General features: G+C 65.9%; 17 protein-coding genes. 10 read left to right on the top strand and 7 right to left on the bottom strand.

What is annotated here, in order from left to right; translation table 11 throughout:
* Positions 1-89 precede the first annotated feature (89 nt).
* The 3 genes from WH265_RS20970 to WH265_RS20960 all read left to right on the top strand — a co-directional run bounded on the left by WH265_RS20970 (position 90) and on the right by WH265_RS20960 (position 3,777).
* The gene (locus WH265_RS20970; protein ID WP_339559543.1) at positions 90-1,298 is read left to right on the top strand and encodes an ABC transporter substrate-binding protein; all 1,209 of its coding nucleotides are present in this window, start codon (positions 90-92) and stop codon (positions 1,296-1,298) included.
* Positions 1,299-1,381: 83 nt separating this feature from the next.
* Complete coding sequence (locus WH265_RS20965; protein WP_021027466.1) at positions 1,382-2,821, top strand: NAD-dependent succinate-semialdehyde dehydrogenase; 1,440 nt, start codon at positions 1,382-1,384, stop codon at positions 2,819-2,821.
* A 134-nt stretch (positions 2,822-2,955) separates the two neighbouring features.
* Positions 2,956-3,777, top strand: coding sequence for a TlpA disulfide reductase family protein (locus WH265_RS20960; RefSeq protein WP_339559542.1), 822 nt, complete (start codon positions 2,956-2,958; stop codon positions 3,775-3,777).
* On the opposite strand, the gene WH265_RS20955 is transcribed toward WH265_RS20960, so the two are convergent.
* The 6 genes from WH265_RS20955 to WH265_RS20930 all read right to left on the bottom strand — a co-directional run bounded on the left by WH265_RS20955 (position 3,764) and on the right by WH265_RS20930 (position 10,955).
* Positions 3,764-5,305, bottom strand: coding sequence for a class I adenylate-forming enzyme family protein (locus WH265_RS20955; RefSeq protein ID WP_339559541.1), 1,542 nt, complete (start codon positions 5,303-5,305; stop codon positions 3,764-3,766). The genes WH265_RS20960 and WH265_RS20955 overlap by 14 nt on opposite strands.
* 11 nt (positions 5,306-5,316) lie before the next feature.
* Positions 5,317-6,306 carry a Bug family tripartite tricarboxylate transporter substrate binding protein gene (locus tag WH265_RS20950; protein ID WP_339536670.1) on the bottom strand — a complete coding sequence of 330 codons (990 nt, stop codon included), beginning with the start codon at positions 6,304-6,306 and terminating at the stop codon, positions 5,317-5,319.
* 44 nt (positions 6,307-6,350) lie between these two features.
* Positions 6,351-7,547 (bottom strand): acetyl-CoA C-acetyltransferase, encoded by a 1,197-nt coding sequence (locus tag WH265_RS20945; RefSeq protein ID WP_021025404.1) that lies wholly within the window; start codon positions 7,545-7,547, stop codon positions 6,351-6,353.
* A 24-nt stretch (positions 7,548-7,571) separates the two neighbouring features.
* On the bottom strand, positions 7,572-8,840 hold the full coding sequence (locus WH265_RS20940) for an acetyl-CoA hydrolase/transferase family protein (protein WP_445228561.1): 1,269 nt from the start codon (positions 8,838-8,840) through the stop codon (positions 7,572-7,574).
* Entirely contained in the window at positions 8,837-9,730 is an 894-nt protein-coding gene (locus tag WH265_RS20935) for a MaoC/PaaZ C-terminal domain-containing protein (RefSeq protein WP_133856714.1), read from the bottom strand. The genes WH265_RS20940 and WH265_RS20935 overlap by 4 nt, the downstream gene beginning before the upstream one ends.
* 319 nt (positions 9,731-10,049) lie before the next feature.
* Positions 10,050-10,955: an SDR family NAD(P)-dependent oxidoreductase gene (locus WH265_RS20930; RefSeq protein ID WP_027010539.1), complete on the bottom strand. Its 906-nt coding sequence runs from the start codon at positions 10,953-10,955 to the stop codon at positions 10,050-10,052.
* Between the two features lie 223 nt (positions 10,956-11,178).
* On the opposite strand from WH265_RS20930, the gene WH265_RS20925 reads away from it, so the two are divergent.
* The 7 genes from WH265_RS20925 (at position 11,179) to WH265_RS20895 (ending at position 19,164) form a co-directional block, all read left to right on the top strand.
* A complete protein-coding gene (locus WH265_RS20925) occupies positions 11,179-12,075 on the top strand; it encodes an FAS1-like dehydratase domain-containing protein (RefSeq protein WP_339559540.1) in 897 nt (298 codons plus the stop codon).
* 87 nt (positions 12,076-12,162) lie between these two features.
* On the top strand, positions 12,163-13,329 hold the full coding sequence (locus tag WH265_RS20920; RefSeq protein ID WP_021025399.1) for an acyl-CoA dehydrogenase family protein: 1,167 nt from the start codon (positions 12,163-12,165) through the stop codon (positions 13,327-13,329).
* Between the two features lie 40 nt (positions 13,330-13,369).
* Entirely contained in the window at positions 13,370-14,551 is a 1,182-nt protein-coding gene (locus WH265_RS20915; protein ID WP_339536667.1) for a CaiB/BaiF CoA transferase family protein, read from the top strand.
* Between the two features lie 25 nt (positions 14,552-14,576).
* Entirely contained in the window at positions 14,577-15,956 is a 1,380-nt protein-coding gene (locus WH265_RS20910) for an MmgE/PrpD family protein (RefSeq protein WP_339559539.1), read from the top strand.
* Positions 15,957-16,105: 149 nt separating this feature from the next.
* Positions 16,106-17,059 (top strand): tripartite tricarboxylate transporter substrate-binding protein, encoded by a 954-nt coding sequence (locus tag WH265_RS20905; RefSeq protein WP_052329736.1) that lies wholly within the window; start codon positions 16,106-16,108, stop codon positions 17,057-17,059.
* A gap of 222 nt (positions 17,060-17,281) precedes the next feature.
* Positions 17,282-18,163, top strand: a complete 882-nt coding sequence (locus tag WH265_RS20900) for an HpcH/HpaI aldolase/citrate lyase family protein (RefSeq protein ID WP_339559538.1) — start codon at positions 17,282-17,284, stop codon at positions 18,161-18,163.
* A gap of 131 nt (positions 18,164-18,294) precedes the next feature.
* Positions 18,295-19,164, top strand: coding sequence for a hypothetical protein (locus WH265_RS20895; RefSeq protein WP_339536665.1), 870 nt, complete (start codon positions 18,295-18,297; stop codon positions 19,162-19,164).
* Between the two features lie 67 nt (positions 19,165-19,231).
* Here the strand turns inward: WH265_RS20895 and WH265_RS20890 are convergent, their stop codons facing one another.
* The gene (locus WH265_RS20890) at positions 19,232-20,236 is read right to left on the bottom strand and encodes a tripartite tricarboxylate transporter substrate binding protein (RefSeq protein ID WP_339559537.1); all 1,005 of its coding nucleotides are present in this window, start codon (positions 20,234-20,236) and stop codon (positions 19,232-19,234) included.
* Positions 20,237-20,277 lie beyond the last annotated feature (41 nt).

The following is a 20,277-nucleotide window of genomic DNA, read 5'->3' as shown; positions in this document are numbered from 1 at the left end:
AGGCGGCGCTTGGCAAATGCAGAAACCAGGGGGCCAGAAATCTCTAGCATCGTCTGTCAAACGCTTTCTATAAAACCGGAGACAAGACCATGAAAATGACCGCGCTGGCTTTGGCCATGGCCGCATGCTGCACGACGGGCGCGCAAGCGCAGGGCATCTCTGACGATGTCATCAAGATTGCCGTGCTCAGCGATATGTCCGGCCCCTATGCCGATACCGCAGGGCGGGGCTCGCTCGAAGCCGCGCGCATGGCGGTCGAGGACTTTGGCGGCACGGTCGGGGGCAAGAAGATCGAGGTGGTGTTTGCCGACCACCAGGGCAAGGCCGATGTCGGCGCCAGCCGCGCACGCACCTGGTTCGATACCGATGGCGTGGATGTGGTGGTGGACCTGAACAACTCGGCCGTCGCGATGGCGGTCTACAACCTGGCCAAGGAGCGCAACAAGCTGGTGCTGACCTCGGGCGGCGCATCGGATGCGCTGACCAGCGAAGCCTGCATCCCCACCGGCATCCACTACACCTATGACACCTATGCGATGGCCAGCGGCGTGGCCCACGCGATGCTGGAAAAAGGCAAGAAGGACTGGTACATCATGGCGGTGGACTATGCCTTCGGCAAGGCTGGCGCCGAGACGGTGACCAATATCGTCAGCAAGGGCGGCGGCAAGATCGTGGGGCGCACCAACTTCCCGCTCAATGCCAGCGATTTCTCATCCTTCGTGCTGCAGGCGCAAGAGTCGAAAGCCTCGGTGGTCACCCTGGTGAGCGCGGGCAATGACACCATCAATGCGATCAAGTCGGCCAAGCAGTTTGGCCTGATGCAAAAGCAGACGGTAGCGCCGCAGTTCATGTTCATCCAGGACGTGCATTCGCTGGGCCTCAAGACCGCGCAGGGCCTGACCTTTGCGACCGCCTTCTACTGGGACCGCACCCCCGAGACGCGCGCCTTCTCGCAGCGCTTTTTTGAGCGCATGGGCAAGAAGACCATGCCCTCGATGGTGCATGCCGGTACCTACTCGGCCGTGACCCAGTACCTGAAGGCCGTGGCCGCGACCAAGACCGACGACGGCCCAGCGGTGACCAAGTACCTCAAGTCCAACAAGATCGAGGATTTCTTCAGCCAGAACGGCCATGTGCGTGAGGACGGCCGCATGGTGCACGACCTCTACCTGGTGCAGGTCAAGTCGCCCGAGGAATCCAAAGGCCCTTGGGATTACTACAAGGTGCTGGCCACCATCCCGGGTGACCAGGCCTTCCGGCCCATGGCCGATGGCAAGTGTGGTTTCGTGAAGAAGTAACCACAGACTTATCCACAGGCAACGCGGTCTTCAGCGCTGAAAGACCGCGTTATGCATTCCAAACCCCCTTGCAGGAGCCCAGCATGTCCCAAGCTTATCCACAGTTGCAACTGTTTATCAACGGCCAATGGCTGTCCGCCGACGGCCGCAAGAGCGAGCCGGTCATCAACCCGCTTGATGAATCCACGCTGGGCCAGCTGCCCCATGCCAGCGCCGCCGATCTGCAGGCCGCCCTGCAGGCCGCCAACGCAGCGTTTGAAGGCTGGAAGCGCACCTCACCACTGGCCCGCTCGGACATCTTGCGCAAGGCCGCCAGCCTGATCCGTGAGCGTGCCGACCATATCGCCCGCTGCATGACCCTGGAGCAGGGCAAGCCCGTGCGCGAAGCCAAGCTCGAAGTGCTGGCCGCTGCCGACACCTACGACTGGTATGCCGAAGAAGGCCGCCGCAACTATGGCCGCCTGGTGCCGGGCAAGACCCCGACCCAGCGCATTGCCGTGCACCATGAGCCCGTCGGCGTCTGCGCCGCCTTTGCGCCCTGGAACTTCCCGGCCATCACCCCCGCGCGCAAGATCGCCGGCGCCTTGGCTGCGGGTTGCACCCTGGTGCTCAAGCCCGCTGAGGAAACCCCTGCCACCGCCCAGGAGCTGGTGCGCGTGCTGCACGATGCCGGCCTGCCCGCCGGTGTGCTGAACATGGTGTTTGGCGTGCCCGCCGAGGTCTCGGGCTACCTGCTCGACCAGCCCGAGGTGGCCAAGTTCTCGTTCACCGGCTCCACCGCCGTGGGCAAGATGCTGGCCTCGCATGCCGCCAAGAGCATGAAGCGCGCGACCTTGGAGCTGGGCGGCCATGCGCCGGTCATCGTCTGGAAGGATGCCGATATCAACAAGGCCGCTGACGCCCTGGTCGCCGGCAAGTTCCGCAACGCCGGCCAGGTCTGCATCTCGCCCACGCGCTTTTATGTACACCGCGATGTGTTCGACAGCTTTGTGACCGCCTTTGTCGAGCGCACCAAAAAGCTCAAGGTCGGCAATGGCCTGGACGAGAGTAGCCAGATGGGCCCGCTGGCCAACCCGCGCCGCATCGAGGCCCTCACCCGCCTGATCGCCGATGCGCAAGAAAAGGGCGCCACCCTGCACACCGGCGGCAAGCGCATGCCCGGCAAGGGCTTCTTCTGGGAGCCCACCGTCATCAGCAACCTGCCCGAAGACGCCGGCCTGATGAACGAGGAGCCCTTTGGCCCGGTCGCGCTGATCAATCCCATCGCCGACATGGACGAAGCGCTGCAGCGCGCCAACCGCCTGCAGTACGGCCTGGCGGCCTATGCCTTCACGCAGGACAGCGCCGTGCGCCAGCAGCTCTCCAACGGCGTGCAAACCGGCATGCTGGGCATCAACACCTTGAACATCTCCATGGCCGAGGCGCCCTTTGGCGGTGTCAAGGAAAGCGGCTGGGGCTCGGAATGCGGCATTGAAGGGCTGCAGGCTTACTGCAATATCAAGCTGGTCAGCGAAGACCAGTAACCGCTGCTGCTGCATCGCCGGCCCCTGCTGCGGGGCCGAGCGATGGAACCAAACACCGCGCCAGGTATTCAGACAGCAGATTCGCCGCTGGTGTGCCCGCACACCAGCGCCTTCTGTTTTTAAAAAATACAACGATGAGCGCAAGTTTGCAGATCGGGCCGTTCTCACTGCCCTGGGGTTTGGTCATTTTGATGCTGGCATGGCTTGCGGCCGATATGCTGCTGGCGCGCTGGGCGCGCAAGCGCGGCCTGTCCACGACGCCGCATGCCTGGCTGCTGCCGCTATTGGCGCTGGTGGCGGCGCGCCTGGGCTTTGTCGCCCGCTATGCCGATGAGTACCTGGCGCAGCCGCTGTCGATGCTCAATGTGCGCGATGGGGGCTGGGAGCCCTGGGCGGCGCTGGCGGTGGTGGTTGTCTATATGTGGTGGCTGTGGCTGCGCAAAAAGGCGGTGTTGCAGCCGCTGGCGGGTGCGGCGGCGCTGTTTGCGGCGCTGTGGCTGGGCGGCAATGCGCTGGTCTACAACTTCTCCGCCAGCGCCAAGGCCTTGCCGCCGCTGTCGCTGGTGGCGCTCGATGCCCAAACCCATGCGCTCGACCAGTTCAAGGGCAAGCCTGTGGTGATCAACCTCTGGGCCAGCTGGTGTACCCCTTGCGTGCGCGAGATGCCTGCGCTGCTGGAGGCGCAAAAGCGCTACCCGCAGGCGCAGTTTCTCTGGGTGAACCAGCAAGAGGCGCCTGAGGTGGTGCTGAAGGCCGCACGCGGCTTTGGCCTGCCCGATGGCCAGGTGCTGCTCGATCCGCGCAACAGCATGGGCGAGGTGGCCGGCAGCCGCGCGCTGCCCACCACCTTGTTCTATGACGCCAGCGGCCAGCTGCAGGGCCAGCGCGTGGGCGAGTTGTCTGCCGCCAGCCTGAACGATTTCATGCAGCAGATCGTGCCGGCTACGACGCCGTAGCGCTTGCGGGCGCGGCAGCGGCCTGCTCGGCCTCCAGCCGGGCCTGCAGCTCGCGCTTCATCACCTTGCCATTGGCATTCACCGGCAGCTCATCGATGGCGATGATGCGCGCCGGCCGCTTGTAGGGCGCCAGGTGTTCGCGCAGGTGTTCCTGCAGCGCCTGCGCATCGGGTGGATGGCGGGCATCCTGCACCACAAAGGCGATCACGGCCTCGTTGCCATCGGCCTCTTTCTGGCCCACGACGGCGGCGCGCTGGATGCCGGGGAAGCTGCCCAGCGTATGCTCGACCTCGCTGGGGTAGACGTTGAAGCCCGAGCGGATGATCATCTCCTTGAGGCGGCCGACGACGAACAGCGCGCCATCGGCATGCAGCTCGCCCAGGTCGCCGGTGGCATACCAGCCGCCTTCGCGCAAGGCGGCGGCCGTGGCCTCGGGGTCACGGAAGTAGCCGGGCATCAAACCCGTGCCACGCACCCAGATCTCGCCGCGCTCGCCGGTCGGAAGCGGCCGGCCGCTGTGCGGATCGACGATCTGCAGCTCCGCGCCATCGATGCAGTAGCCCGCGCTGGTGTCGCTGCGCGCCTCGTCGATGCGCGTCAGGTGCAGCGAGCCAGCGTATTCGCTCATCGCATAGCCGTGGTGCAGGGTCTGGCCAAACAGCGCCTCGACCTTGGTTTTCAGCGCCAGATCGAGCGGGCCGGCGCCGGTGTAGAGGTAGCGCAGATGCGGTGCCGCCGGTTGGCTGATGCCATGCTGCTCGCAGTACTGCAGCAGGCGCGCAAACAGGGTGGGTGGGCCTTGCAGCTGGGTGATGCCATGGTGGGCCAGCGCGTCCAGCAGGTCCGCGGGCTCGAACTGGCTGCGCATCTCCAGCGCAGCCCCTGCCGACAGCGAGGCCAGCAGCACGGTGCCCAGGCCAAAGATATGGGTCATCGGCACAAAGGCATAGACCTTGTCATCGGGCCCCAGCCTGCGCGACTGGGCCGAGACACGGGCAAAGTGCGCCACACCACGCTGGCTCATCAGCACACCCTTGGGGGTGCCGGTGGTGCCAGAGGTGAAGATGATGGCGGCGACCGGATTGCCGTCGGGCTCAGGCTCGGCCAGCGCATCGCTGCGTACTGCGGTGTGGGCTAGGCCGGGTACGCAAGAGGGGCTGACGCCATAGCGCTCGGCGTGGGCGGCTGCGGCCTTGGAGACGCGGTCGGTGAAGTAGACCACCCGCGCATCGGCCTTGTCGGCAAAGCCGCGCACCTCGCCGGGCGCCATGCGGGCATTGACGCCGCAGGCCCAGGCACCGACGCGGCTGCAGGCCAGCAGCAGCGCGGCATGCTCGGGGCAGTTCTCGGCGACCACCAGCACGCGGTCGCCGCTGCGCACCTGCAGCGCGCGCAGCTCCGCCTCCAGCGCATCGACCAGGCGGCCCAGGTCGGCATAGCTCAGGGTGCGATCCGGCAGGTAGATGAAGGGCCGGTCAGGGGCCTCCTGCAGCCAGCGGTCCAGAAACTGGTGAATGCGAAATTCCATCTTGGGTCCTATCAATCCACCACAATGCCCTGGGTCACGGTGGACCACATCTGGCGTTCCTTGGCGGCGCGTTCGACGAGAGTCTGGGGGCTGCCCGTCCATTCGTCGTAGCCCAGCTCCTTGTACTTGGCCTTCAGCTCGGGCTGGGCCAGCGCGGCGTTGATCGCCTTGTTCAGGCGCATCTGCAGCTCGGGCGACATGCCCTTGGGGCCGTAGACGGCGTACCAGCCGCCGACATCAAAGCCCTTGAGGCCTTCGATGCCGCTTTCGGCAAAGGTCGGCACATCGGGCAGGGCCGGGTTGCGCTGGGGCGAGGTCACGGCAATCGGGGTCACCTTCTTGCCGTGGATATAGGTGCCAGCGGTGCTGATGATGTCCATCATCATGTTGATCTGGCCGCCCATCACATCGGTCATCGCTGGTGCGTTGCCCCGGTAGGGCACATGGTTCAGCTCGATGCCGCTGCGCTTGGCAAACAGCAAGGTGCCCAGGTGGTTGGAGCCACCGACGCCGGCCGAGGCATAGCTGAGCTTGCCGGGGTGGGCCTTGGCATAGTCGACCAGCGCCTGCGTGGTCTTGAAGGGCTCGTTGTTGTTGGCCACCAGCACGTTGTAGTAGCTCAGCACCGGTGCGATCGGGGTCAGGTCCTTGACCGGGTCGAACTGCATCTTGCGCATCACATTGGGGCTGATGGTGATCGTGGGGCTGGCGGCAAACCACAGGGTCAGGCCATCGGGGTTGGCGCGCGAAGTTTCGTTGCCGGCCAGGGTGGCATTGGCGCCCGTCTTGTTGTCGACCACGACGGTGCTGCCCAGCTCCTTGGACAGCGCGATGGACAGCAGGCGTGCGCCCTGGTCCACGGGGCCGCCGGCCGAGTAGCCGACGATGAGGCGCACCGGCGCGCCCGATCCCAGGCCCCCCTGGGCATGGACAGAGGCGCAGAGGCTGAGGGCGGCTGCGGCCGTGGCGGCCAGCAGGCCGCGGCGGTGGATGAGGGTCATGTCTTGTCTCCTGGTTTTTTGTAAGCGATGGGGGTGGCGGGCGCTCAGTAGCGCTCGAACACGGCGGCAATGCCCTGGCCGCCGCCGATGCACATGGTCTCCAGGCCGTAGCGCCCCTTGCGGCGTTCGAGCTCATGCAGCAAGGTGGCCAGAATGCGCACACCGGTCGCGCCAATCGGGTGGCCCAGCGAGATGCCCGAGCCGTTCACATTCAGGCGCTCGGCGTCATTCCATTCCAGGCCCTGCAGCACGGCCAGCACCTGGCAGGCAAAGGCCTCGTTGATCTCGACCAGGTCCATGTCGTTCATCGAGAGGCCCAGCTTGCCCAGCAGCTTCTTGACGGCGGGCACCGGGCCAATGCCCATGCGCGAGGGCTCGCAGCCAGCGGCGGCCCAGCCCACCAGGCTGGCCATCGGCGTCAGGCCCAGCTCCTGGAGCTTGTCTTCAGCGACAATGAGGCAGGCGGCCGAGGCATCGTTTTGCTGGCTGGCATTGCCGGCGCTGACGGTGCCGCCCTTCATCAAGGCGCGCAGCTTGCCCAGCGAATCCATCGTGGCATCGGCGCGAAAGCCCTCGTCACGGCTGAACAGCGTGGGCTCGCCCTTGCGTTGCGGCACGCTGACGGGCACCACCTCGGCATCAAAGCGGCCGGCCTGCCAGGCGGCGGCAGCGCGCTGGTGGCTGCGCAGCGCAAAGGCGTCGGCCTCTTCGCGGCTGATGCCGTAGTCGCGCGCCAGGTTCTCGGCGGTCTCGATCATGCCGGAGATGACGCCAAAACGCTCCACCGGTTGCGAGCGCTCGCGGCCCCGGTCCAGGCGGTCATACATGGTGACGCTGCCGGCGCGCTTGCCCCAGCGCATATCGGTGGTGTAGTACTCGATATTGCTCATGCTCTCCACACCGCCGGCGATCACCACATCGGCGGCGCCGCTTTGCACCATCATGCAGGCGGTGACCACCGCTTGCAGGCCGCCACCGCAGCGGCGGTCCAGCTGCATGCCGGGCACTTCCACCGGCAGGCCGGCCTGCAGCGCGGCCCAGCGGCCTACGCAAGGCGTTTCGCTGCTGGCATAGGACTGGGCAAACACCACATCGTCGATGCGGCTGGGGTCGATGCCACTGCGCTCGACCACGGCACGCACGGTGGTGGCGGCCAGGTCCTCGACCGAGACGGGGCGCAGGCTGCCCCCGTAGGTGCCCACCGGGGTTCGCAAGGGGGTGACGATGGCGGCTTTACGCATTTCAATCTCTCCAGAAAAATTCAGTCAATTCAGCTGCTGGCGCGCTTGGGCCGCCAGCAGGTCTCGGTGTTCAGGTGCGGCAATCGCCAGCATGGCGCGCAGGCGTTGGCCCAGGCTCAGGCCGCGCAGGTCGGCAATGCCGTGTTCGGTGACGATCAGGCCGGCATCGGCACGCGGTGTGGAAACCGGCCCGGACAGCTGCGCGACGATGCGCGACTGGCCGCGCGCGGTGGAGGGCAGCGCCACAATCGGCAGGCCGCCATCGCAGGCGGCAGCGGCGCGCAGAAAGTCCATCGCACCGCCGACCGCGCCCAGGTACTGGCCCGCCACGACTTCGGCATTGATCTGGCCCGTTAGGTCGACCTCGATCGCCGAGTTGATGGCGGTGAGCTTCTGGGTCTGGCCCAGCACCCGGGCGTTGTGGGTGTAGTCGGTGCCGGCAATGCGCAGCGCGCCGTTGTGATGCGCCCAGCGCCGCGTGCGGGCACTGCCCATCAGCAGGCCGGTGACGCTGGTGCCCACATCGATGCCCTTGCGCGCATTGGTGATGACGCCGGCTTCCACCAGGTCCGCCACGCGGTCGCCAATGGTGCCGCTGTGCACGCCCAGATCGCGGTGACCTTGCAGCGCCTGCAGCACCGCATCGGGCAGGTTGCCAATGCCCAGCTGCAAGGTGGCGCCATCTTCCACACGGCTGGCGATCAGCTGCGCAATCGCCTCTTCAGCGGGGCCAATCTTGCCGGCAGGCACGTCGACGACGGCCTGGTCGCTTTGCACCCAGGCATCCACATCGGCCAGGCGCAAGCTGGCTCCCGCCACCCAGGGCACATCGGCGTTGACCTCGGCGATCACGCAGCGCGCATGGCGCATGGCAGTGACCAGGTAGTCATGGGCCAGGCCCAGGCTGCAGTCGCCGTCGGCATTGGGGGGCGAGACCTGGACAAACACCACATCAATGGGGATGCGGCGGCTGGCGATCAGCTGCGGTATTTGTGAGTAATGGCAGGGAATCGGATCGAGCACACCGGCCATGCCCAGCGTGCGGTGCGAGCCGCCAGCGGCATAGCCGCGCATGTCGATGGCATCGGCATGCGCGGGCTGCAAGGTGGTTGCGCCGCCAATGCCCAGAAAAACGCTGGTGCGGGCAAAGCGCTGGCGCTGGGCCACATAGGCCTGGATCAGCGACAGCGGCTCGGCGGCCGACTGGCCCCAGACGATGCTGTCGCCAGCGCGGATGAACTGCGCCAGGTCCAGGTCTGCCAGCGCCATCTGCTGGCCTTGGCCCATGCTCATGGCTGTGCAGCGGCCAGGCTGGCATTGCCATGGCTAAGCACGACAATGCCGCGCTCGACCACCAGCGCGCGGAACTGCAGCGCATCGCCTTCCTGCCAGACCTCGGTGCGCAAGGTCTCGCCCGGAAACACCGGCGACGAAAAGCGCGCATGCATGCTGCGCAGCAGGCTGGCATCGCCATTGCAGGCGGTCATCACCAGCGCATGGCAGACCATGCCGTAGGTGGCCAGGCCGTGCAGGATGGGCTTGTCAAAGCCAGCGGCCTGCGCCACCTGGGGGTCGGCATGCAGGGGGTTGTAATCGCCCATCAGGCGGTAGAGCAGGGCAGCCTCGGGGCGGATCGTGTGGGTATAGGTCCAGCGCGGTGCCGTGTCGGGCGTGGGCGCCAGTGCCGGCAGCGAGGCATCGCTGGGCTGGCCACCCAGCGCTTCGCTGTAGCCGCCATCACCCCGGCAGAACGTGACCTGCTCCAAGGTGGCATAGCGCGTGCCGTCTTCGCCTTCCAGGCTGCGTTCGCTGACCACAATCGCGCCCTTGCCCGCGCCCTTGTCGATCACCCGCGTCACCCGCGTCTTGCCCACCACCTTGGCCCCCACCGGCAGCGGCTGGTGGATGGTGGTGCGCTGCTCGCCATGCACCAGCTTGACCCAGTCAATCCCCGTATCCGCCTCCTTGGCCCAAAAGCCCGGATAGCCCAGCACCGAGCTCATCGTCGGCAGCGCCTGCAGCGGCTGCGCCATGCCCTCGTAGACCAGCGGCAGATTGCGCGTATCGAGCGGATCATTGCCCACCCCCAGACTCAGCGCATACAGCATCGTGTCGCGCTGCGAATAATCCTGGTGCACCGGCGCAAACGGCCGGGCCTTGAGTTGCTGGTAATTGATGGTCATGGTCGTTGTCTCTGGGGTTGTTGTGGTGCGAAGGCGGAAGGGAAACGGAACTTCGGTATCGGCTCTGGATATGCGCAGGAGGCTGTTCTGGAGGTTTTGCAGCGCCACCGAAGGGCATCTATGAAACGGTCAGAGCACACCTATAGGGCCGCGTTGTTAGATAACCGCCCGACCTACCGTACGCCACGCCAAAAACTGGCAGAGCCGATCTAACTGGCACCGACGAAGGGCCGCTCCCGCCCGGAGGGTGCCGTCCCCCTTCCCACGCGCAGCGTGAGAGAAGGGGGAAGCCGCAAAGCGGCTCAGGGGGAAGTCCAAGTCAAACCGGATCCCAGCTAAATACCTCCCCCGACCGCTCCATCGGCACAAACGAGGACTTGAGCGCCGGCATCGCATGCGAGGCGATGTCCTCGGGCGTCCAGCCTTCGCCCTGGTGCACCGAGCGCAGGGGGCGCGGTTGGCTCATCAGGAAGATCTCGTTATTGCGCACCGCAAACACCTGGGCGTTGACGTCCTTGGCCTGGTCGCTCAGCAGGTAGACGGCCAGCGGCGCAATCTTGTTGGGGGTCATCTGCTTGAGCTTGTCCACACGGGCCTGCTGCTCGGGCGTGTCGGTGGGGATGGAGCCGATCATGCGGCTCCAGGCAAAGGGCGAGATGCAGTTGCTGCGCACATGGAACTTGGCCATGTCCAGCGCAATGCTCTTGGACAGCGCGACGATGCCCAGCTTGGCGGCCGAGTAGTTGGCCTGGCCAAAGTTGCCGATCAGGCCGGAGGTGCTGGTCATGTGCACCATGGCGCCGCTCTCCTGCTCCTTGAAGTGGTTGGCCGCAGCGCGCGCCACGTAGTAGCTGCCGTAGAGGTGGACCTTGATGACGGCGTCCCACTCGTCCACGCTCATCTTGTGGAAGAAGCGGTCCCGCAGGATGCCGGCGTTGTTGACGATGCCGTCGAGCTTGCCAAAGCTGTCGAGTGCGCATTGCACGATCTTGGCCGCGGCATTGGCGTCCGAGACGCTGTCGGTATTGGCGACGGCCTCGCCGCCGGCGGCTTTGATCTCGTTGACGACCTGCTGCGCGGGGCCGTCGTCATGGCCTTCGCCGGTGGTGGAGGTGCCGATGTCGTTGACGACGACCTTGGCGCCCTGCTGGGCCATGGCCAGGGCCATATCACGGCCGATGCCGCCGCCAGAACCGGTGACGATAACGACTTTGCCTTCGAGCATGGTGGACATGTCTGCTTTTCCTTGGATCTGTGTGTGTCGATGAATGCCACCAGCATGCCGTCCATTAAGCGCATTGCCAATTCGCAAATGCGTAGGCAGGTCTTTGGCAAACTGAAACGACTGGCTCACAAATGCGCGTTAACCCGCTGTCTTCACCGCTGTAAAAGGAGAGGTTCCAATCTCTGCGATTGCGCTGGCGGGCGCAGCCTGCGACAGTGCCACCATGTCGCAAACCCCTGAACCTTCTGCCGCCTCGCTCTCTGCCGAGCAGGTCGCCCATTTGCAAAGCTGGATCAACAAGACCGAGACCATGCAGGACCTGGTGGCCCGCACGGCCGCGGCGGGCCTGTCGGCCACCCTGGACCGCGATGATGCCCCGGCCCAGGATGGCGACAGCCTGCCGCCGCTGTGGCACTGGATGAACTTTCTGCCGATGGCGCGGCAAAGCCTGCTGGGGCCCGATGGCCACCCGGCGCGTGGCGGCTTTCTGCCCCCGGTGCCGCTGCCCCGCCGCATGTGGGCGGGCGGGCGCCTGCAGTGGCAGGCAGACAACCCGCTGCGCATTGGCGAGAGTGTCGAGCGCGTCTCGCGCATCGCCTCGGTGGACCACAAGGTGGGCCGCTCGGGCGAACTGCTGTTTGTGCTGGTGCAGCACAGCTACCGCAATGCCCGGGGCCTGGCGCTGACCGAGGAGCATGACATCGTCTACCGCGCCGCCGCCCAGCCCAGCGACCCGGTGCCCCAGCCCACGGCCGCCCAGACGCAGGCCGCCTGGAAGCGCGAGATCAATGCCGACCCGGTGATGCTGTTCCGCTACTCGGCGCTCACCTTCAACGGCCACCGCATCCACTACGACCGCAGCTATGTCACGCAGGAGGAGGGCTACCCCGGCCTGATCGTGCATGGCCCGCTGATCGCAACCTTGTTGGTCGATCTGCTGCGCCGCAATGCGCCGGATGCCGTGCTGACCGACTTCTCGTTCAAGGCCATCCGCCCCACCTTTGATCTGCACCCTTTTACCGTGCTGGGCGAGCCCCAGGACGATGGCAAGACCATCAAGCTCTGGGCGCATGACCACGAGGGCTGGCTCACGATGCAGGCCACCGCCAAGATCCGCTGAGCGCCGCCACCAACAACGCTTTTCCCAACACCGGCGGGTGGCGCAGACGCTGAAAGCGCCGCCACCCCCAACGCCCGACCCAGAACCATGATCGAACATACCGGCTCCAACAACTTCCCCGAAATCCGCGATGCCATCCGTGCGCTCTGCGCCGAGTTCCCCGATGAGTATTTCCGCAAGGTCGATGAGGCCCGTGCCTACCCCGAAACCTTTGTCGAGGCGCTGACCAAGGCCGGCTGGCTGGCCGCGCTGATTCCGCAGGAATACGGCGGCTCCGGCCTGGGCCTGACGGAAGCCTCGGTCATCATGGAAGAGATCAACCGCTGCGGCGGCAACTCCGGCGCCTGCCACGGCCAGATGTACAACATGGGCACCTTGCTGCGCCATGGCTCGACCGCGCAGAAGGAAAAGTACCTGCCCAAGATCGCCAGCGGCGAGTGGCGCCTGCAATCGATGGGTGTGACCGAGCCCACCACCGGCACCGACACCACCAAGATCAAGACCACGGCCGTCAAGAAGGGCGACAAGTACGTCATCAACGGCCAGAAGGTCTGGATCAGCCGCATCCAGCACAGCGATTTCATGATTCTGCTGGCGCGCACCACGCCGCTGGCCGAGGTCAAGAAAAAGAGCGAAGGCATGTCGATCTTCATGGTCGACCTGCGCGAGGCCGAGAAAAAAGGCCTGACCGTGCGCCCCATCCTGAACATGGTCAACCACGAGACCAATGAGCTGTTCTTCGAGAACCTGGAGATCCCCGAGGAGAACCTGATCGGCGAAGAGGGCAAGGGCTTCAAGTACATCCTGGACGGCCTCAACGCCGAGCGCACCTTGATCGCTGCCGAGTGCATTGGCGACGGCTACTGGTTCCTCGACCGCGTGACCAACTATGTGCGCGACCGCGAGGTGTTTGGCCGCCCGATTGGCCAGAACCAGGGCGTGCAGTTCCCGATTGCCGATGCCTTCATCGAGGTCGAAGCGGCCAACCTGATGCGCTGGAAGGCCTGCGAGCTGTTTGACAAGCACGAGCCCATGGGCGCCCAGGCCAATATGGCCAAGTACCTGGCGGCCAAGGCGAGCTGGGAGGCGGCCAATGCCTGCCTGCAGTTCCACGGCGGCTTTGGCTTTGCCTGCGAATACGACGTCGAGCGCAAGTTCCGCGAGACGCGCCTGTACCAGGTGGCACCGATCTCGACCAACCTGATCTATTCCTACGTGGCCGAGCACATCCTGGGCCTGCCGCGCTCGTTCTGATGGCGCTGCGCAGCGAGAAAAACAGACAACCGGAGTCTTCATGACCAGACCATTGGATGGGATCACCGTCGTATCGCTGGAGCACGCAGTCGCTGCGCCTTTTTGCGCGCGCCAGCTGGCCGATCTGGGCGCGCGCGTCATCAAGGTGGAGCGGCCGGGCAGCGGCGATTTTGCGCGTGGCTATGACAGCCGGGTGCGCGGCCAGTCCTCGCATTTCACCTGGCTCAACCGCAACAAGGAAAGCCTGGCGCTGGACCTCAAGGATGCGGCATCCTTGGAGGCGCTCAAGCAGCTGCTGGGCTCGGCCGATGTGCTGCTGCAGAACCTGGCACCGGGCGCTGCGGCGCGCATGGGCCTGTCCTACGAGGCCTTGCATGCCGCCTTTCCGCGCCTGATCGTCTGCGACATCAGCGGCTATGGCGACAACGGCCCCTACCGCGACAAGAAGGCCTATGACCTGCTGATCCAGAGCGAGGCGGGCTTTCTGTCGGTGACCGGCACGCCCGAGACGCCGAGCAAATCGGGTATCTCGGTGGCCGATATTGCGGCGGGCATGTATGCCTACACGAACATCCTCTCGGCCCTGCTGCTGCGCGGCAAGACGGGCGAGGGCAGCCATATCGATGTGTCCATGCTCGAAGCGCTGGGCGAGTGGATGGGCTACCCGATGTACTACGCGTTTGAAGGCGCTGCGCCCCCACCGCGCACCGGCGCATCGCATGCCAGCATCTACCCCTATGGCCCCTTTGTGGCCGGCGATGGCGGCACGGTGATGCTGGGACTGCAAAACGAGCGCGAGTGGAAGATCTTCTGCGACCAGGTTCTGCTGGCACCGGCGCTGGCGACCGATGCGCGCTTTGACAGCAATGCCAAGCGCAATGCCAACCGCGCCGAGCTGCAGGCCGAGATTGTGCGCATCTTTGGCGCGCTCCATGCCAGCGATGTGGTGCAGCGCCTCGACGAAGCCGGTATTGCCAACGCCCATGTCAACGACATGGCGGGCCTGTGGGCACACCCGCAGCTGCTGGCACGCCAGCGCTTTGCGCAGGTGGATACGCCCGTGGGCACGGTGCCTGCGCTGCTGCCGCCCGGGCGCAACAACCAGTACGACTACCGCATGGATGCGGTGCCTGCGGTGGGCGAGCACACGGCCGCCATCCTCGATGCGCTGCAGCTGCCGGCCGATGCGCTGGCCGCAGTGCGCAAGGCCTCCGGCCTTTGATGCTATCTGTTGGAGAGACAAGAACATGACCACAGCAACCTCATCCCCCACGCCCGCCGCCCAACTGGCCCGCTTTGCGGCCGAGCTGCAATACAGCGACATTCCCGAATCCGTGCTGCAGAAAACCGAAGACCTCTGGGTCGACTGGTTTGGCTCGGTGGTGGCCGGCCACAATGCCCGCCCCGTGGCCAGCATCACCCGCTTTGCACTGGGCCAGGGCCCGGCCCAAGGCCCGGCCGAAGTGATCGGCCCCGAGGGCCGCAGCAGCAGCCCTTATCTGGCGGCCATGGCCAATGCCGCCGCCTCGCATGTGGCCGAGCAGGACGATGTGCACAACGGCTCGGTGTTCCACCCGGCAGCGGTCGTCTTCCCCCCGGCCGTGGCCGTGGCGCAGGCGCTGGGCAAGTCCGGCAAGGAGCTGCTGACCGCCTGCATCGCCGGCTATGAAGTGGGCATCCGCGTGGGCGAGTTTCTGGGCCGCTCGCACTACAAGATCTTCCACACCACCGGCACGGCCGGCACCTTGGCGGCGGCGGCGGCCGTGGGCCATCTGCTGGGCCTCAATGCGCAGCAAATGCTGCATGCCTTTGGCTCGGCGGGCACCCAATCGGCGGGCCTGTGGGAGTTCCTGCGCACTGCGGCCGACAGCAAGCAGCTGCACACCGCGCATGCCGCCGGTGCCGGCCTGATGGCCGCCTACCTGGCCAAGGATGGTTTTACCGGCGCGGCCGATATCTTCTGCGGCGCGCAAGGCATGGCCGCAGGCATGTCCAGCGACAGCGACCCGGCCCGCCTCATCGATGGCCTGGGCACACGCTGGGCGACGCCCGAGACATCGTTCAAATGGCATGCCTCCTGCCGCCACACCCACCCGGCCGCCGATGCGCTGCTGCAGGTGGTGCGCGCGCACCAGCTCAAGGTGTCGGACATTGCCGAGGTGGTGACCCATGTGCACCAGGCCGCGATCGATGTGCTGGGCCCCGTGGTGGACCCCAGCACGGTGCACCAGAGCAAATTCTCGATGGGAACGGTGCTGGCACTGGCCGCGCGCTTTGGCTTTGCCGGCCTCAACGAGTTCGACAACGAATTCCGCGCCGAAGACACGATGGCGCTGCGCGACAAGGTGCGCATGGTGCTCGACCCCGAGGTGGACGGCGCCTACCCGCAGCGCTGGATTGGCAAGGTGACCGTGACCACCACCGATGGCCGCGTGCTGGAAGGCCGGGTGGACGAGCCCAAGGGCGACCCGGGCAACACATTGAGCCGCGAGGAGCTGACCGACAAGGCGCTGCGCCTGGGCGAATTCAGCCGCGCCGTGCCCGCCGCGCAGATGCAGCAATCGGTGCAGAAACTGTGGCAAGTACGGGATTGGACCAGGGTCGAAAAGCTGTTGCTGGCCGTATAAAGAAAGCAGCAGCGCCGAAGCTGGGTGGCTGCGACGCGGGGGCCCGCCCGGGCCCCCACCCCATACCGGGATGGGCGATGTACCCTTCCCAAGACCAGGAGACAAAAATGCGCTTTCGCTTGTTGACCCCGGCAGCCGCTGCCGCCGTGATGGCCTGTACCGGCCTGGGCCTGCACCTCAACGCCCAGGCGGAGGACTGGCCGACCAAACCGGTGGTGCTGGTGGTGCCCTACTCGGCCGGTGGCCCTACCGATGTGGTGGCGCGCATGCTGGCCATTCCGATGGGCAAATCGCTGGGCCAGACCGTGGTGGTGGAAAACACCGTCGGCGCAGGCGGCACGATTGCACCGGCGCGCGTGGCCCGCGCCAAGAACGATGGCTACACCATCCTGATCCACCACATGGGCATGGCGACGGCGCCATCGCTGTACAAGAAGCTGCCCTATGACCCGCTGAAGGATTTCGAGTACATCGGCCAGGTGCTCGATGTGCCGATGACGCTGCTGTCGCGCAAGGACTTTCCGGCCAACAACTTCCAGGAGCTGATGGCCTATGTGAAGGCCAACCAGGAGAAGGTGTCGCTGGCCAATGCCGGCATTGGCGCGGTCTCGCAGCTGTGCGGCATGCTGTTCGCGTACCAGGCCGGCGTCAAGCTCACCACCGTGCCCTACAAGGGTGCGGGCCCGGCGATGAATGACTTGATGGGCGGCCAGGTCGATCTGCTCTGCGACCAGACCACGCAGACCGCGCCGGTCATCAAGGACGGCAACCGGGTCAAGGTGTTTGGCGTGACCACGCCCCAGCGCCTGACTGCCATGCCGCAGATCCCCACGCTCGATGAGCAGGGCCTGAAGGGCTTTGATGTCAAGGTCTGGCACGGCATGTATGCCCCCAAGGGCACGCCGGCCGAGGTGATCACCAAGATCAACACTGCCTTGAATGTGGCCTTGAAGGACCCCGTCGTGGTGCAGCGCATTGCCGACCTGAGCAGCGAGCTGGTCACCCCGGACCGCGCCACGCCGCAGAGCCTGAAGACCTTGCTGGAATCGGAAGTGAAACGCTGGAATACGGTGATCAAGGCAGCCGGCGTGACCGCCGAATAAGAGCCGCTAACACAACCCTTGATACGTCGTTGCCTGGCCGGCCGCGCCAAGCCTTGTCGTACTACTGTACTGCCTGCGGCTCGGCGCCTAGTCGGGGGCGCCCAGCCTCAACCGCAAACCTCCGGTTTGCTGGGCCGTGTTAGCGGCTCAAAGCCTGGCGCTTGACCCGCGCAGGAGCAGGGGCCATGGGCCCCTTTTTTGATAAACGGAAGACTGATGGACATGACTCTCAACACGCATCCGCTCGCCACCGCCACCTCCTGGCTGTTTGTACCGGCCAGCCGCCCCGAGCGCATTGCCAAGGCCCTGGCCAGTGGGGCCGATGCGGTGATCGTGGACCTGGAAGATGCGGTGGCGCCGCAGGACAAGGAAGGCGCCCGCGCCGCCTTGCTGGGCGCCTTTGGCCAGCTGCAGGCAGCAGAGCGCGCCCGCGTGCTGGTGCGCATCAATGCCCATGGCACGCCCTGGTTTGATGGCGACCTGCAGGCGCTGGCGCAGCTGGTGGCGCAGGGCGCTGCTGGCGTGGTGCTGCCCAAGGCCGAGACGGCCGAGGCAATGGCGCTGCTGCTGCCGGCGTTGGGCACGCAAGGGCTGCTGGTGCCCATCATCGAATCGGTGGCGGGCCTGCATGCCATCGATGCGATTGCGCGCGCGCCGCGCGTGCTGCGCCTGGCCTTTGGCCATCTGGATTTTCAGGTCGATGCCGGCATGGCCTGCGCCGAGGACGAGAGCGAACTGGTGCCGGTGCGCCTGGCCGTGGTGCTGGCTGCGCGCCGCGCCCAGCTGCCCGCCCCCATCGATGGCGTGACCGTCAACACCCAGGAGGCAGCCGTGGTGCAGGCCGATGCGGCGCGTGCGCTGCGCGGCGGCTTTGGTGGCAAGCTCAGCATCCACCCGATGCAGGTGGCGCCCATCAATGCCGCCTTTGCGCCGACGGATGCGCAGCTGCAGCGCGCCCAGCAGGTGCTGGCTGCCGCCGAGGCGGCGCAAGGCGGGGTCTGCGTGGTCGATGGCCGCATGGTCGATGCCCCCGTGATTGCACTCGCCCACAAGACCTTGCAACGCCACCAGCAGGCCCAGCGGCGCCTGCAAAGCGCGTCCTGAACAAGTTCTCAAAAAGCGGCCTGCACGGGGTGCAGGGCAGGACACTTTCTGACACAGACCTCCGCAATCTCGTCGATATACTCGCTCCACTACCGCGCCGCTACATTGGCGCACCGATATAGGAGAGCGACATGTTCAAACACGCGATTGCCTGGGCCGCCGTGGCCCTCACCGGGATGGCCCATGCCTACGTGCCCCAGGGCGGCACCTGGATCATCTCCGACGAAGTCAACGGCCGGCCCGGCCGTGGTTTTGCCGTCGATGTGCAAAACGACGTGCTGGTGATGCAGGTCTATGCCTATGAAAGCAGCGGCCAGCCCACCTTCTACATGGCCACCGGCCGCCTGAACGAGAACAGCGAGCTGACGACCACGCTGGGCCGCTACGAAGGCGGCCGTTTCCTGGGCAGCGGCGACCGCAGCGGCGTCGAGCGCGGCAGCCCCGGCAATGTGCGCATCCGCTTTGTCAGCGGCACCTTGGGCTACATCACGCTGCCGGGCGAAGGCGAGAAGGAAATCAAGCGCTACCAGTTTGGCTATGACAACTCGCCCGCCTCCTTACTGGGCCTGTGGAGCCTGGTCTATGGCGACAGCAATGGCAATATCGAAACCGAGACCATGCAGCTGACCCGTATCACCGGCGGCTCTTCCTTCAGCAGTGGCATGACCGTCTCTTACGACGGCCTGTTTGCCTGCGAGCAGATCATCCGGGGCGCCGATACCGGCAAGACCCAGTGCGTGAAGATGCGCAGCGGCACCTCGAGCGAGACGGTGCGGGCCTTCTGGATGAACTTCAGCGTCAACCAGGGCGAGGGCGACTGGAACAATACCCGGGGCTCGGGCAACGGCGCGCTGTACGCCAACCGCCTGATGCAGAACTCGGGCCGCATCACCGGCCTGCTGCGCAAGGTGACGCCGGATGCCGGCAGCGAGCAGGGCAACAATGACGATGCGCTGCGCGCCGCACTGGAAGCCCAGGCCAGCGCGCGCCAAAGCCGCTGATCTGCGTTGACTGCCCCATGAAAAATGCCCTGGCTTGCCAGGGCATTGTTGTTGGGGCCTGAGCCTTTTATTCGATGCGGGCGCCAGTGGCTTTGACGACAGCTGCCCAGCGCTCCATCTCGCGGTCGATATGGGCGCCCAGCGCTTCGGGCGTGGAGCCGACGGGCTCATAGCCGCTGGCGGCCAGCTGCGACTGCAGCGCGGGGTTTTGCAGCGCGGTCGCAATCTCGCGGCTGAGCTTGCCGGTGATGTCGGCCGGCGTACCCGCTGGCGCGATCACCGCATACCAGCCATTGATGTCAAAGCCGGGAAAGCCCTGCTCCTGCACGGTGGGGATCTCGGGGGCCAGCGCCGAGCGCTTGGCGCTGGTGACGGCCAGCGCATGGAGCTTGCCGCTGCGCACATGCGGGATCGAGGTGGAGATGCTGTCAAAGGTCAGGTCGATATCGCTGGCCAGCATCGCATTGACGACGCCGGCACTGCCCTTGTAGGGCACATGGGTCATCTTGACGCCGGCGGTGCTGGCAAACAGCGCCCCAGCCAGGTGGCCGGTGTTGCCATTGCCGGCCGAGCCATAGGTGAGCTTTTCCGGGGCGGCCTGCGCGGCCTTGACCAGCTCGCCAATGTTTTTGGCCTGCAGCTTGCTGCTGCCCACGACGATCATCGGCAGGTTGGCCACCAGCGAGACCGGTGCAAAGTCCTTGCGGGTGTCGTAGGGCAGCTTGGGGTAGAGGCTGTCATTGATCGCATGCGCGGCCAGCACCATCAGCACGGTGTAGCCATCGGGCTTGGCACGCGCCACATACTGCGAGGCCAGGGTGCCACCGGCGCCGGGCTTGTACTCCAGCACCACCGGCTGACCCAGCTGCTGCTGCAGCTGCAAGGCCAGCGGCCGGCCCAGCAGATCGGCACTGCCGCCCGGCGGGTAGGGGATGACCAGCTGAATCGGCTTGGTCGGCCAGGTGGCTGCTTGGGCCATGCCGGTCAGCAGGCTGCTGCCGGCAACAGCCAGGCCCGCGAGCAGGCCGGCCAGCTGCCTGCGCCGGTGGGTGGTGGGGTGGCGATAGGTCATGTTATGTCTCCTGGTCTTGTTCTTGGATGGGCGCTGGCGGG

The organism is Comamonas sp. MYb396 (assembly GCF_037479555.1).
Lineage (GTDB): Bacteria > Pseudomonadota > Gammaproteobacteria > Burkholderiales > Burkholderiaceae_C > Comamonas.
This window is presented reverse-complemented; position numbering and strand designations above follow the sequence as displayed.

Excerpts from the sequence above, each read along its gene's own strand:
- WH265_RS20970 (WP_339559543.1), top strand. The coding sequence starts at position 90 with ATGAAAATGACCGCGCTGGCTTTGGCCATGGCCGCATGCTGCACGACG.
- WH265_RS20965 (WP_021027466.1), top strand. The coding sequence starts at position 1,382 with ATGTCCCAAGCTTATCCACAGTTGCAACTGTTTATCAACGGCCAATGG.
- WH265_RS20960 (WP_339559542.1), top strand. The coding sequence starts at position 2,956 with ATGAGCGCAAGTTTGCAGATCGGGCCGTTCTCACTGCCCTGGGGTTTG.
- WH265_RS20955 (WP_339559541.1), bottom strand. The coding sequence starts at position 5,305 with ATGGAATTTCGCATTCACCAGTTTCTGGACCGCTGGCTGCAGGAGGCC.
- WH265_RS20950 (WP_339536670.1), bottom strand. The coding sequence starts at position 6,306 with ATGACCCTCATCCACCGCCGCGGCCTGCTGGCCGCCACGGCCGCAGCC.
- WH265_RS20945 (WP_021025404.1), bottom strand. The coding sequence starts at position 7,547 with ATGCGTAAAGCCGCCATCGTCACCCCCTTGCGAACCCCGGTGGGCACC.
- WH265_RS20940 (WP_445228561.1), bottom strand. The coding sequence starts at position 8,840 with ATGAGCATGGGCCAAGGCCAGCAGATGGCGCTGGCAGACCTGGACCTG.
- WH265_RS20935 (WP_133856714.1), bottom strand. The coding sequence starts at position 9,730 with ATGACCATCAATTACCAGCAACTCAAGGCCCGGCCGTTTGCGCCGGTG.
- WH265_RS20930 (WP_027010539.1), bottom strand. The coding sequence starts at position 10,955 with ATGCTCGAAGGCAAAGTCGTTATCGTCACCGGTTCTGGCGGCGGCATC.
- WH265_RS20925 (WP_339559540.1), top strand. The coding sequence starts at position 11,179 with ATGTCGCAAACCCCTGAACCTTCTGCCGCCTCGCTCTCTGCCGAGCAG.
- WH265_RS20920 (WP_021025399.1), top strand. The coding sequence starts at position 12,163 with ATGATCGAACATACCGGCTCCAACAACTTCCCCGAAATCCGCGATGCC.
- WH265_RS20915 (WP_339536667.1), top strand. The coding sequence starts at position 13,370 with ATGACCAGACCATTGGATGGGATCACCGTCGTATCGCTGGAGCACGCA.
- WH265_RS20910 (WP_339559539.1), top strand. The coding sequence starts at position 14,577 with ATGACCACAGCAACCTCATCCCCCACGCCCGCCGCCCAACTGGCCCGC.
- WH265_RS20905 (WP_052329736.1), top strand. The coding sequence starts at position 16,106 with ATGGCCTGTACCGGCCTGGGCCTGCACCTCAACGCCCAGGCGGAGGAC.
- WH265_RS20900 (WP_339559538.1), top strand. The coding sequence starts at position 17,282 with ATGACTCTCAACACGCATCCGCTCGCCACCGCCACCTCCTGGCTGTTT.
- WH265_RS20895 (WP_339536665.1), top strand. The coding sequence starts at position 18,295 with ATGTTCAAACACGCGATTGCCTGGGCCGCCGTGGCCCTCACCGGGATG.
- WH265_RS20890 (WP_339559537.1), bottom strand. The coding sequence starts at position 20,236 with ATGACCTATCGCCACCCCACCACCCACCGGCGCAGGCAGCTGGCCGGC.